We start from the raw sequence: 16868 nt of genomic DNA, 5'->3' as shown, positions 1-16868 counted from the left end.
TGGGAGCAGCTAGTCCGGATTTCGGTACGCCGTGGGTGAACGCGTAAAGGCTCCGGATGGCTAGGGTCCTGGTGCCAAAAACTACCAACCTAGAGAATCCGGGCAAAGAAAAACACCCCGGTCCGAAGACCGGGGTGTATCCGATGACTCGACTCATCCGTGAAGGATGTCTCGACTCATCACAAAAGTGGAGATGGGGGGAATTGAACCCCCGTCCGATGTCGTGTTGTCAGGGCTTCTCCGGGCGCAGTTTGCGTCGGATTTTCTCGGCCCCAGCTATCCTGCAAACAGGTAGCTGATCCGGGCCCAGTCATCTAAGAGTCCCGTTTACCTCGGTGACGAAGGCAAACAGCAGTGGCTATCTAAATGACGCCAGGAACCGGGGCGATAGCAACCCCGGGCTGACGGACTGTCTTACTGCTTAGGCAGCGAGAGCGAAGTCAGTGCGCTTAGATTCGGCACTTATTGGTTTGCAGACAGCGTTTACGAGATAATTCTGCATCCTCGGCCCGCTTCACCTGTCGCGACTAACATCGTCGAAACCGATCATCCCCGTATTTTGTTATCAAACCCGATGGCTACCTACCCAATCATGCGGTCGATGGCCACCGGACTATTAATCATAACGCATGGGGACGGGCATGCATTCCCCAACCCACCTGGGCGATCCACGACGTCGGACGCGTGCCTGCCGGCCGCCAGCCGGCGCAGTGGCTGGTCGCCTTTAGCGGCGGTTCCGCTCGCGCAACTCGCGCAAGGATTCGCGTTTGTCCTGTTGTTCCCGCAGCGTTTGGCGCTTGTCGTAATCCTTCTTACCGCGGGCAATCGCGATTTCCACTTTGGCCCTGCCGTCAAGGAAATACAACTGGAGCGGTACCACGGTGAAGCCCGACTCGCGGATTTTCTGCGAGATCTTGTCGAGTTCGTCCCGGTGCAGCAAGAGCTTACGACGACGACGGGCGGCGTGGTTGGTCCAACTGCCTTGGTGATACTCAGGTATATGGATCCCCTCCATCCACAACTCATCGTTGTAAAAGGTGCAGAACCCATCAACCATCGAGGCGTGACCCTCGCGCAGCGACTTGACCTCGGTACCCATCAAAGCGATGCCCGCCTCATAGGTATCCAATACCAGATAGTTATGCCGGGCCTTGCGATTGGTGGCCACTACCTTACGGCCACTTTCCTTAGGCACGGTAGAACTCCTCATTAGATGCGAATGTTGTATACGGATTCGAACTAGTCTACGTCAATCCCGGAGCCGGTTCCCGCCCTAGAGGAGGGTCATCGGGTCAACAGCGACGCCGTTGAGCCACGTCTCGAAGTGAGCATGGCAGCCGGTCGAGTTGCCTGTGCTTCCGGAGTACGCGATGAGTTGGCCTTGGGCAACCTGCTGTCCGTTGGCCACCACGATGCTGCTGTTGTGGTAGTAGATGGTTGTCAGCGAATTGCCCTGGTTGACGCCGTGGGACAACTTAACCCGCCACCCGCCGCCGTCGGCCGAATTCCAACCCGAGTTGAAAACCGTGCCGGCCGCTGCCGCGTAGACCGGCGTTCCACATGCCACGCCGAAGTCAATACCCGTGTGCAGGTAGCCACCCGTGCCATAGAAATCGATGGTGCCCGGAGGCGTTGCCCGCCATCCGAACCCCGACGTGATGGGAACCTGGCCGGCGAACGGATGAATCAGCCCAAACGCCGACGGCGACCCCGCCGGAGGTGCGACGTACGGGGCTTGCGGAGGCGCCGGTCTCCCCTGCGCAGCCGCTGCGGCCTGGGCTGCGGCAGCAGCTTGTTCCGCGAGGCGGCGCTGCTCGGCTTCCCATGCTTCCCGCAGCTTTCGGTCGCGGTCTTGAATCTCGGCAGCAACGGAATCCTGTGCAGCCTTCACCTTCGCGAGGTTGGCTTCGATCCCAGGCTTGGCAGCCTGGAGCTGCCCGTTCAGGCGGGTCGTGTCATCGATGAGCTTATCGACGTCGGCCTTCTTGCTGGCGGCATCGTCCCGAGCGGCCTTTTCCCGCTCAAGGGCAGCGTCCGCCTTGGCCTTAAGGTCCTGAATTTCCTGCTCCACGGCAGCGAGCCGGGCCTGCGAATTGACGTTGGTCGCGTTTTGCTGCGTCAATTTGGTCATCGCAGCGTTTTGGCTGCGCATTGCTTGGTCTGCCAAATCCATTGACTCGGTCAGGCTTCCGGTTTCATTGGACCCGAACAACAAAGCCACATTTGTCGGAACGCCGCCTGATTTATAGGCCTGCGAAGCGATCTGGCCAATCAGCTTTTTGGTGTCCGTGATCTTTTGCTTGTCGCTCTCCAACTGGCTGGTGATCGTTGCCTTGTTCTGCTGGGCCAACTCAACCCTGGCGGCTAAAGCATCGACATCCTTTACGGCGCTGGCAACCTTGCCCTGCGCTTCGAGGAGGGCCTGTTGCGCGCCGGGAAGGCGTCCCTGGTAAATCACCAAATCACCGGCGGCTTTCGCAATTCCGGAGTCGACAAACTCGAGGGACGCCTGCACCCGGTCGGACTCAGCTTGAAGTGCCGCCTGTTGGTCGTCAAGATTATCCGCCCGCGCGTCCGGTGCGCCCGTAAGGAGACTGATGGCGAGACCGAGAGCCACGACGCCGACCATCCGGGCTGGCCCCAGGGCAGCGCGTCGACGCGCCAGTGCCGGTTCCATTGTGGTCATCAGGAGTCCTTTTCGCATATCAGCATCTTTACGTGCACAATCCAAGCGTTCGCGTCTAAACCTTCAAGTAACGCCTGAGGGTCAGTAAGGATGATATCCCGGCCAAGCCGCCACCCAGCGCAATCAGCACAGGCGCGATCACCAAGACCTGGGTCGAAGAAATGAACGGAGTATTAAGGAACTGCTTGGACAGGTCACCGTTGAGCCAGAAATGGGCCATCAGCCATAGCGTGACCGAGGCAAGCAAGGCACCGACGACGGCGGCAATGACGCCTTCGAGGATAAACGGCAGTTGGATGACCATCTTGGAGGCTCCAACCAGGCGCATAATGCCGGTTTCGCGCCGTCGACTGAAGGCCGAAAGCCTAATGGTGGTCGTAATCAACAGCACCGCACAGAAAATCATCACCGCAGCAACACCTACAGCAGCCACCGAGGCGCCGTTCATCCATGAGAAGATCCGCTCCAGCACTTGCCGCTGGTCGCTGACCGTCTCGACCCCGGGCTGGCTTGAGAATGTTTCACTAATGATCTGGTACTTCTGGGGGTCCTTCATGTTGATGCGGAACGACGCCGGCAGCTGGTCCTGGGACACGGAATCAACAATGGGAGAGTTGGAGAACTGCTCCTTGAAGTGCGTGTACGCCTCAGCCTGGGATTCGAACTGGTAGTCGTTGATGTACTGCTTGACCGCAGGCGAGTCCAGCAAGGCCCGAATGTTGGCCTGCTGTTCCTTTGTCACCGGGCCGGAGGCGCAACCAGCCGCCGTCGAACCGTCATTGCACAAGAAGACCGCCACCTGGACTTTGTCGTACCAATAGCCCTTCATCTGGTTTATCTGCATTTGCAGCATTCCGGCGGCGCCTACGAACGTCAATGAAATGAAGGTCACCAGGACCACCGATATCACCATCGACAGATTGCGCCGAAGGCCGCTGCCGATTTCGCCGAGGATAAACAAGAACCTCACAGCTGGACCCCTTGCGCGCGGTTAAGTTCCTCGCCACTGGCATCCTTCAACCGCCGAGACTCCCCCACTACCGGGATCATGGACGTGTAGAGAGCCTTGGCTTCATCGCGGATGACCTTGCCATTTTTGAGCTCCACCACACGGCGTCGCATTTCGTTGACGATGTCGTCATCGTGTGTTGCCATGACCACAGTGGTCCCGTTCTGGTTGATCTTGTCCAAGACCCCCATGATGCCCATCGACGTAATGGGATCGAGGTTTCCGGTTGGTTCATCAGCAAGAAGAATGCCTGGCCGATTGACGACGGCGCGCGCGATCGCCACGCGCTGCTGCTCACCACCGGAGAGTTCGTGCGGCATCCGGCGTTCCTTGCCCTCCAGGCCCACGGTCTTCAACACTTCAGGGACTGTCTCGCGGATGATCGACCGGCTTTTGCCGATGACCTGCATCGCGAAGGCGACATTTGCGAACACATTCTTCTGCGGCAGCAGCCTGAAGTCCTGGAAGACGACGCCGATTCCGCGGCGAAGTTTCGGGACACGCCAGCTCGAGATGTTGGCGACGTTCTGGCCCGCGACGTACACGGAGCCGGACGAGGCTTTATCCTCTTTCAGGATCAGGCGGAGGAAGGTCGACTTGCCTGAGCCCGATGCACCCACCAGGAAGGTGAATTCGCCGCGGTTGATCTCAAGGCTGACGGAGTCGAGTGCCGGGCGGGCATTCTGCTCGTAGACCTTGGTGACATTCTCAAATCTGATCATGGCCCTTAGGAACCCCGCCGGACATGACATGAGTGCCCAGTCCAACAGCCGGAGCGCGGGCTTTCGTTGGGGGAAGTGAGGGCACCGGCTTCTCGACTATACGCACGGGTGATCCGGGTTTTGGGTGCTTTCGGCAGCGTGTCGCGTAATCGGGTCCGTACGCAACGCCGCCGGCGAGTCAGTCTTGGTTGGCTGCAGCGTTGCGGTTGCCGGTGCGCCAGCGGATGCCCGCATCGATGAAATCGTCGATGTCACCGTCCAGCACGGCTGACGTGTTCCCCACTTCGTGCTCCGTCCGCAGGTCCTTGACCATTTGGTACGGGTTGAGCACGTAGGAACGCATTTGGTCGCCCCAAGATGCCTTGACGTCGCCAGCCAAGGCTTTCTTTTCTGCGTCCTGTTGCTCTTTCTTGACGAGCAGCAATCGGGACTGAAGCACACGCATGGCCGCCGCCCTGTTTTGCAGTTGGGATTTTTCGTTCTGCATCGACACCACAATGCCGGTGGGAATGTGCGTCAAACGTACGGCGGAGTCGGTGGTGTTCACCGACTGGCCACCTGGTCCCGAGGAACGGAAGACGTCCACCCGAATTTCGTTATCGGGGATCTCGATCGAGTCCGTTTGTTCGATCAGGGGGATGACCTCCACAGCCGCGAACGAGGTCTGGCGCCGTCCTTGGTTGTCAAAAGGACTGATCCGAACCAGCCTGTGCGTCCCTGCTTCCACACTTAGCGTTCCGAAAGCGTAGGGCGCTTTGACTTCGAAAGTAGCCGATTTCAGGCCCGCTTCTTCGGCGTAGGAGGTATCCATAACAGTGGTCGGATAACCATGGCGCTCGGCCCACCGCAGGTACATGCGCATCAACATCTCGGCGAAATCGGCAGCATCGACTCCACCGGCTCCAGCACGGATAGTAACTACCGCTTCTCGTTCGTCATATTCACCCGAGAGCAGCGTCACAACTTCAAGCTCGGCCAGCGCTTTTCGAATCGACGTGAGTTCTTTCGCGGCTTCGGCCATTGACGCCTCGTCGCCTTCATCCTCGCCCAACTCCACGAGTACCTCAAGGTCATCGATCCGCGCAGCAAGCTTGGAAAGCCGCTCTACTTCTGATTGCCGATGGGACAAACGTGAAGTAACTATTTGAGCGGAAGCAGGGTCATCCCAGAGATCCGGAGCGCCTGCCTGCTCGCTTAGTTCGGCAATCTCCGCCTTCAAAGCATCAACATCCGTGACGTTCTCGATGGACATGTAAGTGCCGCGAAGCGCGCGGATTTCTGCGGGAAAATCTATTTCAGCCATGGTTGTTCCAGCGTACGCTATTGGCCGGTCGCTACTGTGTCAGCCGGGATCGAGCTGTCGACTTTGCCTCTACGACAACGCCATCGGGGACGAGGAAACTCACTACCGGCGGGTGGGCGACAGCCGTGAGCACCACAACGGCCGTCCCGCCGGGCTCACTGCCGGTGCCCGGGCCGATTTTCAGCTGGTCATGAGCTGCGAACGCATCGACGGATGCGAGGTACGAATTCGCAGAGCTGGCCACGCGCTCGTCCACCAGCGTCGTTGCGGGAGCACTTTCACCACTTATGTCCCCCACGATGAAAGAGTCAGCAGCGGCGAGGGCCGCGCCATCGGCCAAGGACAGGAGCCTCTTTTGCTCAAGGTAGACCGCTGAGGCTGCCATCACCACGGTCGCCAGTAGCAGCGACAGCAGGACAAAACCAACAATCAGCACCGTCACTTGGCCTCGTTCGCCGGCTCGCACCACACCCGGTCCATCACTCCGCCGACAGGAGACTGGCGTCAACAATCCAGTCATCGGAACCGTCCCACCACTTGAGTAGCGGACGCACTCACCCGGGCTGCGTTCAGTTGAAGCCCATCCCCGAACGGCACCATCGGCAGCGGAACGGCGAGGCGCACGCTGACAGTCACTTTCGTTCCGGGCACGGCGCAGTCGTTTCCGTCGCAGCTGATGTCCACGCGTGCCTGGTCAGCCTCGAAACCATAGTCTTCCAGCGCAACGAGTACGGCCTGCTCGGCCGCAGTCCGTCCCCTGCCCGAATCATCTTGAAGGACAAGGACTTTAGCCGCTTGATCGGCGGCACCCACGACGGCGAAGGCGCCGCCTTGGATTTGGGCGACGGACACCACAAAATAGACCACCGGAACCATGAGCAGTAATGCCAAAAACGTAAATTCGACGACGGCGCTGCCGCCCTCCGGGTTATCGGCGTCCGTTGTTAAAGCCGCCTTCGATGACGTGCCGCTGGGCAGGCACGCCGCCTCGCCGAGTCGTCTGCTCAGGTGGCTCCCGAGCCTCCGCAACACGCGACTCAGCTCCCTAAACCAAAAGCGCGGCATGCCCCTTCACCTCCAGCGTCCCGCTTGGGCCAAGCAAGCCAATGACAGGGAGGGGTGCCCGCACAGTGACCTCGATGGTGCGTACACCCCCCACCGTCACCTCGCTGGACTCGATGTCCTGGGCATAGTCCGGATTCAATGCAGCGGCAATGAGAGTCCCCGCCCTGGCACTGGCATCAGCGGATGTTCGATCAGCCAAAGCGCCATACCTGGCGCCGGACGCAGCAGCATCGATGAGGGTATTCCGGACGTGAAGAATCAGTGTTAGCTGAACAATGGACACAAAAAACATGGTCAATAACGCGCCCACCAAAACGAAGTCAACGACTGCTGATCCTTGCTCGTCGATGTCTTTCACGGCAGAGTCACAATGGCGCTACATATGAAGATCCGGGCCGCCCCCATGGCCTACTTGCCCACCTTCGCCATTGCTTGGTTGAACAAGTCCGCCAAGGCGGGCGATGCAATCGCCAGAAGACCTGCAACCAATATCGCCGACATCAAGGTGATCATGACCCAGCCGGGCACGTCACCACGCTCCCTCCTTTCTTCGGTAGGGAGCGCCCGGAGTACCGCTAACCGGATTACCACTAAGAGGTTAAGGCCCAGACACGACTGCTGCAGCAGAGCGGGCAGGCGACCCCCGAGGCGAGCGATTGTTTTCATTTTTCCCCCAATGTTTCGCTTACTTGAATTACATACACTTCGTATTTCACGAGCTTTTATGGCTGTAGCCGTGGTCCGGCGTGCGACGGTCTAGAAGGACATCTCCAGCGCTGCAATAGCGGGAAAGGCCGCGAAGACGACAGTCAGCGGGAGAACCCCAAAAACCAACGGCACCATCATCGCGATTTCCTTCCGTCCCGCAGACTCCATAAGCTCGCGCTTGGCAGCATCCCGGACATCAGAAGCCTGGGCCCGAAGGACATCCGCGAGTGGAGTCCCCCGTTCCACGGCGACCACGAGACCGTCAACAAACCGGACGAGCGGCGGCAACTCGGTCCTTCCGGAAAACGCACCGAGAGCCTCCGTCAACGGTCTGCCCGACCTTGTGTCCGCGAGAACTGTGGCAAACTCTGCCGCCAGCTCTCCCCGTGAGGTTCGACATACCCTGTCCATGGCTCCCATCGCGCTTTCGCCAGCAGCCACCGCGAGCGCCATCAGTTCGGCAAGGCTGGGAAACTCCGAGAGCATCCGGGATTCACGGCGCTTTATCCGTTGGCTCAAGAGGAAATCCCGAAGCAGAAAGCCACACAGTGTAGCGCCCACCACCGAGACGAGTGCAAAGGGAATGTTGAACCGGCCCGACGCGGCGCCCAGCGACACTGCAATGAGGGACAGCAGAAAACCCCCGGCCCCCCACAACAGTTGTTCAGCCCGAAAGTCCGTGGTCGACGTTGATGAGCCAGCACGAGAGAGACGCTTTGCCAGCAAGGCCGCGCCCAGGTTGTATCGCGACAAATGGGATACAGCGTCACCGATGATCGGACGCACGATCTGTTCCAGAGGCCCAAACGGTGTCAAGTTATGGACCGGGGAACGCAAGAGGCGTGATTCCAAGTTATGTGATCTGAGCTGGGGAGCGATCCGATCGGCGAAGGTGGTTCCTCGCATGAAAGGCAAGCGGGCCAGCACTAGCCAAAAACCAGCTCCAAGCACCAGGCCGCAAAGAACGGCTGCAACCATCAAAGTATTCATCGGAGCACCCGCTCATCCTCGGGCAGGGCACCGATCCGGAGCATCACGGTGTAACAGAGAACGGACACTACTAGGCCGCCTAGAAGCACTACGGCTCCGAGCCCCGAGTTGTACGCAAGCATCGCTTCGGGACGACCGGCCATGACCACCACGACAATCCACGGCGCCGCTACGGCAAGACGGGCCGCATTGACCGTCCACGATTGTCGCGCCTCAAGTTCGCTTCGCGTTCTCGCGCTCTCCCGTAGGAATTCAGCGAGGGTACCCAACATCTTGCCGAGGTCCGAACCACCAACTTCACGTGTCATGCGGAGTGCCTCGATGATGCGATCCGCTACCGGATCCGCCAACCGGGCTTTGAGCTTGTTCAAGGCGGCTTCGAAGTGACCGCCGGACCTATAGTCGGCACCAAACTCCAGAAATAATTCGCGCAGTTCCTCAGGTCCGTTGTGCCCTAGTTGAATCAACGCCTCCGGCAAGGCCAGTCCAGCCCGTATGGCAGAGCGCAAGTGGTCCACCACGTCGGGCCATAGCTGACGCAATGTAGCCCGCCGTTTCCTCGCCCGCCAGCGAACAGCTCCGAAGGGCAGCCAGGAGCCGAAAAGCCCGAAGCATGCGGCAACTGGCACCGAATGTGTCAGAAGGAGAAAGACAAGGGCTGTAACTACTCCGAAGCATGCACAGGAGAGCACGAGTCCCGCGGCGGACACCCTCTCGATTCCTGCAGCCTGCAGCAAAAGTTTCAGGCGGCCGACTTTAGGTTCTTTCGGTTGTTTGGGCGGCTCGTCCCAGGCAGACCACCATACGAGGAATCCACCAACGCCCAGCAGCAGACCGAGAAACGGCGCCATCAGTTGAGCTCCAGGAGCGCCGAAACATCAAATCCTGCCCGCGCAAACTTTTCGGCCGCAGGCATGGAGTTTGCCCGTGGTTGCAACCGGCCATCCATCAGCCCGAAAACGCCGGACGATTCAATGATCCCGTTCTCAACCCTTCTACCCAAGGACAGCACTTCCGTGACTTGCCGCTTGCCGTTGGGATGGCGGCCACAGTGGACCACGAGGTCAATACACGACGCCACGGTGGGCACCACAAAGGCGCTTGATATATTCGCCCCCGCCAAGAGAGGAAGGGTGCATATCTTCGTTACGGCATCGTGCGCAGAGTTGGCGTGTACGGTGCACATACCAGGAAGGCCTGAGTTCAAAGCAATCAGCATGTCCAAGCTTTCGGCCTCACGGACTTCCCCCACCACAAGGCGATCCGGTCGCATTCGAAGTGCTTCCTTCACCAAACGGCGCAAGGGGATTTCCCCGCCCCCTTCAAGATTTGGCTGACGGCACTGGAGTCCCACGACATCACGTAGTGGAAGCTGCAGTTCAAAGATTTCCTCTACGGTGACAACACGTTCACGCGAACCAATGCTCGCGGCGAGACAGTTCAGCAACGTGGTCTTTCCGGCTTGCGTCGCTCCAGAGACGAGGATATTGAGTCCGCTGGCGACGGCCGCTCCCAAGAACCTGGCCGCCTGGGGCGTCAGGCTGCCGAGGTCCACCAGATGCTCCAACCGGCTAGCTCGCGCGACAAACTTTCGGATATTGACGGCCCAGTGTTTCCGGGTGATATCAGGGATGACCACGTGCAATCTGGAACCGTCGGGCAATGCAGCATCGACGAATGGGGAGGATAGGTCCAGCCTGCGGCCGGAACTTTTCAACATCTTTTCGACCAAGTCCCGAACCTGTTGGTCGCTCAGTACTATGCCCGTGAGCTCCGATTCTCCGTTTCGAGCCACATAAACTTCCTGGGGTGTATTAATCCACACTTCTTCTATCGAGGGATCATCCAGAAGTGGTTGAAGGGGTCCGAATCCGGCAATGGCGTCAAAGATGTGGCGGCGGGCCGTGTCGAGATGGCCCAGCGGAGGAAGCGGTGCCAGAAGGGCCCGTTCATCGTAATCGCTGATAGCAGCATCAACGAGGCTCCGCACGTCCACGGATTGCTCCAACGGATCCAATCCGCGCCGCCTGATCAGCTCGCGGACTTCTCCTTCCACGATTTTTACAGCGTCCACGGTTCCCCCAAAGAGTGCTTTCCAGCTTATAGCGGGAGGCACTCCCGCTGGATTTACGCTAGGCGAGCCCGAGTGGGGAACAAAGTCCTCCAAGGACCTATGTGGATAACCGCCTTGGAGCAAGGCGTACCACGTGTTGCTGCTGCATCTTGCTTCCCACTAGTCACTCCAGTCACAGAATGTTAGGGTAAAGGCCGTTAGGAGCTGGCCTTTGGTCCCATGCGCAGGCGCCCGCCCCGGAGCTTGTCCGCAAGCCACACCATGCGCCGCTGACCCGCGGCGCAGGGCCGGATGTGATGATGACAAGTAAGAGTCCAACTGAACGTACCCGCCTGAGGTCCTTGGCTCGGGCAGGAATCGCGGTTTCCATCGCCCTTATTTCGGGAAGCTTCGTTGGCGTGCCTGCCATGGCACTATCTTCGGCTCCCCAACATAGCCCTGCAGTGGGGCCGTCAGCACCGCTCCCGGCGCCCGGTCAGGGACCCAGGCCTGCGGCCAAGACCAAACCGCAAACCAACGAGTTGCCCAACCAGCAGCACGAGCTGGCCCCCGCCGTCGCGCCGAACCCGGCGGCCGCGGCAGCCGGCCCGGCGCCCGATGCATCGATTCAAGGCTCCGGCAGCGCACCCATGCCGGGAAATGCGCCCGATGCGGAGACGAAGAAAGCCGCAATGCGGTCATCGATTCCCGCTGGCGGCGCCGAAATGGGACAACGCTCCTCACGGGTCCTCGCCACCAAGCAGGACGGCACTGCGGCGCCTGCGAGTGGGCGGGCGGTTGGCGGAGCTGTCAATGCCACCGTACCGATGACGGCGGACACCTCGCATTGGCGGCCAAGCGTGGGGGTCGAGGGTCAGGACGTCAGCGCGCACCAAGGCAACGTGGACTGGCAGGGCCAGTGGAACCAAGGCGTCCGTTGGGCTTACGTTAAAGCCTCTGAGGGCAACTACTACGTCAACGAGAACTACACCCAGCAGTACAACGGTTCCCGAGATGCCGGCATGATCCGGGGTGCCTACCATTTCGCTATCCCGAACTGGTCATCCGGTGCAGACCAGGCTCGTTATTTCGTGGCCAATGGCGGAGGATGGACAGCCGACGGCTACACATTGCCTCCCGTTCTGGACATTGAGTACAACCCGTACGCCGGACGGACCATCAACGGCTTTTACTTCGGCAACACGTGCTACGACATGTCCCAGGCGCAACTTGGCCAGTGGGCGGCAGATTTCGGAAATACCGTCAAAGCGCTCACTGGGCGCTTCCCTGTCATTTACAGCACCACAGACTGGTGGAACACGTGCGTCGGCAACTCCACCTTTGGGAGCTATCCCCTCTGGATCGCTTCCTATTGGAACAACCCGACGAACTCCCCCGGATCCTTGCCTACCAGCTGGAACGGCTACACGATGTGGCAGTACAGCAGCACGGGACCCTTTGAGGGCGATTCCAATATCTTCAACGGCAGCTACGACCAACTGAGGACGTATGCCCGCGGAGTCGGCTATCCCTCCAACCCGTCCATCAAGTCCGAGGCCGACATCGTCGTCACTAACGCCTCTGGACGATTGGACAACTTTCCTGCCGACGGCCAAGGCAATATCACCGGACCCGTAACCATTGGTTCCGGTTGGGCAGGCGCCAAATCCATCTACGTCGTGGACTGGAACCAGGACGGCGTCCAAGACATCCTGTCGCAATGGCCGGACGGATCCCTCAAGGTCTTCCCAGGTGCACCCGGTGGCGGCTTCTATGCTCCCATTCAGGTCGGGAAGGGCTGGCAGGAGATGTCCCTGACCGTGGGGTGGTGGAACGCCGGGGACGGATATCCCGGGGTCATCGGGCAGGACCCCTTCGGCGATATCTACCGGTACTCAAACGCAGGGGGCGGCGCACTCGGGGCAGGAGTCAAGATCGGTTCAGGTTTCACCGGCCACCAGATCAACCAGATTGACTTTGATGGAGACGGCAGCCAGGACCTCGTCACTCGAACAACGGACGGCACCCTCCGGCTCTACCGGTCAGACGGTTTGGGCAACTTCCTCACCGAGCCTGCTCGCGTCATCGGATCCGGGTGGGACGGCATGACCGCTGTCAGTTCCTCAACCGACTTCAGCGGCGCCGCATCCCAAGGGCTTGTGGCGCGGGCGGCCAATGGCGACCTGAACTACTACCCGGCTGTTTCCGGATCATGGGGTAGCCAGAGTCTCATTGGATTGGGTTGGAACGATGCCACCCTGATCAGCGGGGCGCCGGTCGACGTCGAGTCAACACTCGGCGTCGACCCGCGGGACGTCTTGGCCATCAGGCCCGACGCGAACCTTTATCGTTACCCCGGTTCCGGTTCCACGAGCCTCCTTCCCCAAGAGCTGGTCGGCACCGGTTGGGCTGGCCTCAAAGCAGGATTTGTGACCGACTGGAACGGCGATGGCACGCTCGATGTGGTGGCCCAATGGTCTGACGGCCGCTTGAGCGTCTACCCGGGCAGGAACGGCCGAGGCTTCGGAGCTCCGATCAGCTTGGGTACCAACTGGGCCGGATGGACACTGACGGTCGGGACCTGGAAGACAACGGACGGCCACCCCGGGATAGTCGGGTACGACTCCACCGGCCGTTTGTTCTACTTCAATAACCTCAGCGGTGGAACAGTCAGCGCTGGTATCGCCATCGGTGTCGGCTGGACAGGTTTGGACATAGTACAGATGGACTTCGACAAGGATTCAAAGCCTGACCTCCTCGCCAAGACCAGAACAGGTGACCTGAAGCTCTACCGCTCAAACGGTGCGGGTAATTTCATCCCGGAAACGCCCGCGGTGGTTGGAACCGGGTGGAACATCATTTCAAGCTTCGGAGCCATCCGTGACTTCTCGAACCCTGGTTCCACTGGCTTGGTAGCCCGGACCACCACCGGCGAGCTGCGCTACTACCCCGTCGGACAGAACAAGGCATGGGGTACGCCGACGCCGATCGGCACCGGATGGAACGGCTTGAAAATACTGGCACCAGCAGCGAAGTAATTACTGTGGCGCTCGGCGCCGCTTTCATCGATCGAAGGCTTGTTCCCCTGGACTTCCCGGGAGGGCAGGCCTTCGGTCTTTTCGCAGCAGATTCCCGTACACCGTGACTATTTTTTTCGCGGGTTACCGGCCCTAAATGGCCGCCCCACATGGTCTAATGAAGTTGGTCTCACGTATTGGCTGTTCAGTGCATCCGGGAATCGGACTTTGTTTAGGGGTAAGCGAAGGTCATCCACTGCACGCAATCAAGGAGTGATCTTTTATGGCGTTTAGAGTTGGAACCGCGAGCGCTGACATCACGCCGTCGCTAAGCACCAATCCGTATATGGCCGGATATGGAACCACCGACGGCGGCCGCGTGGCGACCAGCAGTTCACCGTATGAGCCGCTTTACGCCCGCGCGATCCTCATATGGGAAGACGCCAGCCCCCAACTCATCATCAGCGTGGATGTCTTGGCAATACCGAGGGCCATGCATCAGCGGATCCGGAGCCGCATTGTTGACCTGGCGGATTGGGCGAGCAGCGATATCATCCTCCAGGCAACCCACACCCACAACGGGCCCGCGCTGATTGACACCCTGCACCCATACATGGCTTACGGTATTTCGGATCTCGGTCTTATCCGCTCCTACAGCGCAGACCTCGAAGACACCATCGTCAATCTTGCGCAGGATGCACTTAATGCCACCGAAGTGGCGGTGACTTTTGACTACAAGGTGTCAAGCCAGAACATCGCCGCCAACAGAGCGGGCCTTCCGTACACGGAGACCGCAGTTCCGATTCTCGTTGCCAGAGGCACCAACGGAAAGCCTGTGGCCGTGATCTTCAGCTACGGCTGCCACCCGATCAGCGCCGGGCTGCGCACTTTGTTCGACGGCGACTTCGCGGCCGGAGCATGCAACTATATCGAGAACAACAACCCAAATTGCTTCGCCATGTTCCTCCAAGGACCGGCTGGGGACCAAGACCCCGGGGGCGTCCGCAGCTGGGCGCTCCGTGACCAACACGCCGATGCCCTAGGCGCAACCGTCAGTACAAACATGCAGACCGCGGGACGAGCACTCACAGGCCCTATCAGCACGCAGTACAAGGAAGTCCAGCTGCCTTTGGAGATTACGGCCACGCCGGCCAACCTCGCCGCAGTGCGCGCGGACTACGTAGCGCGACTGCCTAATCCCGACGGCCAGCCGCAGTGGTACCAGCGCCACGCCCAGGTCATGATCGCCCGGATCGACAGCAACAGTTACAGCAAGTCCGTGCCGTCCCCGTTCCAAGTCTGGAAATTCAATGGGAGCCCGCAACTGAAAATTGCCCTGGTCGGAGGGGAACTCGTCAGTGGCTACGGTGCCTACTTCCGGAACCAGAACGGTGGGAGCAACGGAATCATCATCGGCGGCTACGCCAACGAGTCCTGCTGTTACATACCCAGCAATGAATTCTTTCCTCCGAACATGCCTCTTGGAAGCTACGAAGGCGGCTGGGAGCCCGATTACCCTGGAATTGCCGGTGGCGCCATGACTGTTTATGGCCATCTAGGTCACTTCAAAGCCGGCGCAAATGGAGTGGAAACAACGCTGATCAATGCAATGAACGCCATGCTCGCCTGATCCGATGGCAGCAGAAGCAGCAAAAAGGGTGCGGACCAATGTGGTCCGCACCCTTTCATGCTATTGCCAACGTTTGTGGTGGCACAGCTGATATTGATTCCCCACTCGCGTCCCTAGACCGCGGTCTTGAGCCACCTCGTAAAGACGGCCGCCTGCGGTGCCATCGGAGCCAAGGTGAGGGCACCCTTGACCACGGGTATTCCGTACGAAGCAAGGGCAGCTGGGAGATTCCTTGGGTCGGTCCTTGTACACGCCTTGACGATCTGCAGGCACAGGGCGGCGTCCTGTCCTCTGGTGGCCCCGGCGGCTATGGCGGCATTGACCGCAGCGGCCTCCTCCGGAGTGAGCACGAGTGGACCACTGCCAACGTAGGCAACCTGGCAGTCTGTCGCCTGCAGGTACCGTGGAGCCGCCCAGAGTTCCTCCAAGCTCGAAAACTTGCCAATGAGGCTGCCGTCCCTGCCCGTGCAGGTGAACTGGTATCTGATCGAAGGCTCCGGGCGCTCCTTCGGGATTTCGCCATCGATTGGGGCGGCGGGCGCCATATTCACGGCGGATGGTTGGGAAGTACTAATTTTGGCTCCTGAGCAAACGGCCAAGGCAATTGATGCCACGCCGAGCTGAAGAACACTGCGCCTGCGCAAGTCCACCGAGGAATCCCCACTTCATTCGGATGCTCCCCAGCTCCGCATGCTTTGGTTATTCGCCCCAAGCCGTTTCCGGCTGCGTCTGGTTACATCTTCCCCCAAATTCCGCATTTGTCACTAGTAAACTTGTGGCCGGTGGTCAAATCCACCGTATCGCCTGCCGCTGGCAGCCCTCCTTTGAAGACAAGAACCCCTCCTGCATCTGAGATTGACCACGAACACTGACTGGCTGAAGGTGCCGGCCGGACCAACTGGTAGGACCCCGCTTGGATGGTGTCACCGACGATGTAGCTTCCGTCCCCCACTCTGCTCCGATTCGCCCACCCAGCGATAATCTTTCCCTGCGGAGCGTCCGGGCAGAAGAACGCCGCACCTTGCAACATGCCCTGACTCGCATCCTTGAATCCACCCGGACCTGTCTCATCGCTGATCCTGGTACAAAGCCGAAGAACACCGAGCATCACAGCAAGGCCATTGTCTTCGCCCGCACCTTGGGGTGCAGCCAATGAGATCGAATCCGACTCCCGTGGCGTCGGCTGAAACGGTTTGGTGCCTTGATAGGCGACATCGCACGACGCCATTCTGGTGTAGTTCGGCGCTGCCCACACCTCTGCGAGGCTCGACAACTGCACTTCAGGTGAATTGTCCAAGCTGGTGCAGTCATACGCGTAGCGGCCAGGTTCATCACCGTCTCCGGTCTGCTCTCCACTCTGAGCGGGATCGCTGCTCTCAACAGCGGACGACGGCGGCTGGCTGGGTTCAGTTGTTACGCTGGGGGCACCCGACGGAGTTCCTGCCACATGAGACGGTGTGGCAATGACGCTCGACGGCGGATTGCTCTTCCCGTCGGACGGCTGGGCCGTGGAGGGGGTGCAGGCAACCAAAGAAAATGCGATCGCCACAAACAGTGGAAAAAATCTGCGCATTTGGTACCTCCACTCCAATCGTGCAAGCGGCGGGTTCTCCGGTCAAGGCTCCTTGGCCGAGTGTGGAAAACCTGGATCTTCATGGAGCGATAAAAAGATTGCTAGTGACAAA

16 protein-coding genes and 1 other RNA gene are annotated in these 16868 nt (G+C 59.7%); 2 read left to right on the top strand and 15 right to left on the bottom strand.

What is annotated here, in order from left to right; all coding sequences use genetic code 11:
- Nucleotides 1-185: 185 nt before the first annotated feature.
- From ssrA to SB659_RS01765, 13 genes are all read right to left on the bottom strand, one after another.
- Nucleotides 186-554: a transfer-messenger RNA gene (gene ssrA, locus SB659_RS01825) on the bottom strand.
- 170 nt (nucleotides 555-724) lie between these two features.
- Nucleotides 725-1195: an SsrA-binding protein SmpB gene (gene smpB / locus SB659_RS01820; RefSeq protein ID WP_284977173.1), complete on the bottom strand. Its 471-nt coding sequence runs from the start codon at nucleotides 1193-1195 to the stop codon at nucleotides 725-727.
- A 78-nt stretch (nucleotides 1196-1273) separates the two neighbouring features.
- On the bottom strand, nucleotides 1274-2686 hold the full coding sequence (locus SB659_RS01815; RefSeq protein WP_410549295.1) for a peptidoglycan DD-metalloendopeptidase family protein: 1413 nt from the start codon (nucleotides 2684-2686) through the stop codon (nucleotides 1274-1276).
- Between the two features lie 55 nt (nucleotides 2687-2741).
- A complete protein-coding gene (ftsX, locus tag SB659_RS01810; RefSeq protein ID WP_284977171.1) occupies nucleotides 2742-3656 on the bottom strand; it encodes a permease-like cell division protein FtsX in 915 nt (304 codons plus the stop codon).
- Nucleotides 3653-4417, bottom strand: a complete 765-nt coding sequence (ftsE, locus tag SB659_RS01805) for a cell division ATP-binding protein FtsE (RefSeq protein ID WP_284979724.1) — start codon at nucleotides 4415-4417, stop codon at nucleotides 3653-3655. The genes ftsX and ftsE overlap by 4 nt, the downstream gene beginning before the upstream one ends.
- Before the next feature lie 178 nt (nucleotides 4418-4595).
- The gene (gene prfB, locus SB659_RS01800) at nucleotides 4596-5720 is read right to left on the bottom strand and encodes a peptide chain release factor 2 (RefSeq protein ID WP_284979725.1); all 1125 of its coding nucleotides are present in this window, start codon (nucleotides 5718-5720) and stop codon (nucleotides 4596-4598) included.
- 31 nt (nucleotides 5721-5751) lie between these two features.
- Nucleotides 5752-6162: a pilus assembly protein TadG-related protein gene (locus tag SB659_RS01795; protein WP_284979726.1), complete on the bottom strand. Its 411-nt coding sequence runs from the start codon at nucleotides 6160-6162 to the stop codon at nucleotides 5752-5754.
- 74 nt (nucleotides 6163-6236) lie between these two features.
- Nucleotides 6237-6752 (bottom strand): hypothetical protein, encoded by a 516-nt coding sequence (locus tag SB659_RS01790; RefSeq protein WP_284979727.1) that lies wholly within the window; start codon nucleotides 6750-6752, stop codon nucleotides 6237-6239.
- 13 nt (nucleotides 6753-6765) lie between these two features.
- Nucleotides 6766-7143: a TadE/TadG family type IV pilus assembly protein gene (locus tag SB659_RS01785; protein ID WP_410549294.1), complete on the bottom strand. Its 378-nt coding sequence runs from the start codon at nucleotides 7141-7143 to the stop codon at nucleotides 6766-6768.
- Between the two features lie 50 nt (nucleotides 7144-7193).
- Nucleotides 7194-7376: a hypothetical protein gene (locus SB659_RS01780; RefSeq protein WP_410549405.1), complete on the bottom strand. Its 183-nt coding sequence runs from the start codon at nucleotides 7374-7376 to the stop codon at nucleotides 7194-7196.
- 165 nt (nucleotides 7377-7541) lie between these two features.
- Nucleotides 7542-8483: a type II secretion system F family protein gene (locus SB659_RS01775; RefSeq protein ID WP_284979729.1), complete on the bottom strand. Its 942-nt coding sequence runs from the start codon at nucleotides 8481-8483 to the stop codon at nucleotides 7542-7544.
- Nucleotides 8480-9334 (bottom strand): type II secretion system F family protein, encoded by an 855-nt coding sequence (locus SB659_RS01770; protein WP_410549293.1) that lies wholly within the window; start codon nucleotides 9332-9334, stop codon nucleotides 8480-8482. The genes SB659_RS01775 and SB659_RS01770 overlap by 4 nt, the downstream gene beginning before the upstream one ends.
- Nucleotides 9334-10557, bottom strand: coding sequence for a CpaF family protein (locus SB659_RS01765; RefSeq protein WP_284979792.1), 1224 nt, complete (start codon nucleotides 10555-10557; stop codon nucleotides 9334-9336). The genes SB659_RS01770 and SB659_RS01765 overlap by 1 nt, the downstream gene beginning before the upstream one ends.
- 296 nt (nucleotides 10558-10853) lie before the next feature.
- Here SB659_RS01765 and SB659_RS01760 point away from each other — a divergent pair, with 296 nt between their 5' ends.
- Both SB659_RS01760 and SB659_RS01755 read left to right on the top strand, forming a co-directional pair.
- A complete protein-coding gene (locus SB659_RS01760) occupies nucleotides 10854-13574 on the top strand; it encodes a GH25 family lysozyme (protein ID WP_410549292.1) in 2721 nt (906 codons plus the stop codon).
- A gap of 262 nt (nucleotides 13575-13836) precedes the next feature.
- Nucleotides 13837-15183 carry a neutral/alkaline non-lysosomal ceramidase N-terminal domain-containing protein gene (locus SB659_RS01755; RefSeq protein ID WP_410549291.1) on the top strand — a complete coding sequence of 449 codons (1347 nt, stop codon included), beginning with the start codon at nucleotides 13837-13839 and terminating at the stop codon, nucleotides 15181-15183.
- Between the two features lie 113 nt (nucleotides 15184-15296).
- On the opposite strand, the gene SB659_RS01750 is transcribed toward SB659_RS01755, so the two are convergent.
- Together SB659_RS01750 and SB659_RS01745 are read right to left on the bottom strand one after the other, a co-directional pair.
- On the bottom strand, nucleotides 15297-15728 hold the full coding sequence (locus SB659_RS01750; protein ID WP_410549404.1) for a hypothetical protein: 432 nt from the start codon (nucleotides 15726-15728) through the stop codon (nucleotides 15297-15299).
- 188 nt (nucleotides 15729-15916) lie between these two features.
- Nucleotides 15917-16756 (bottom strand): hypothetical protein, encoded by an 840-nt coding sequence (locus SB659_RS01745; RefSeq protein WP_410549290.1) that lies wholly within the window; start codon nucleotides 16754-16756, stop codon nucleotides 15917-15919.
- Nucleotides 16757-16868: the final 112 nt, after the last annotated feature.

The sequence above is a fragment of the Arthrobacter sp. SIMBA_036 genome, assembly GCF_046535135.1.
GTDB lineage: Bacteria > Actinomycetota > Actinomycetes > Actinomycetales > Micrococcaceae > Arthrobacter.
Note: the sequence above shows the minus strand (reverse complement) of the source record. Positions and strands in the feature narration are given on the sequence as shown.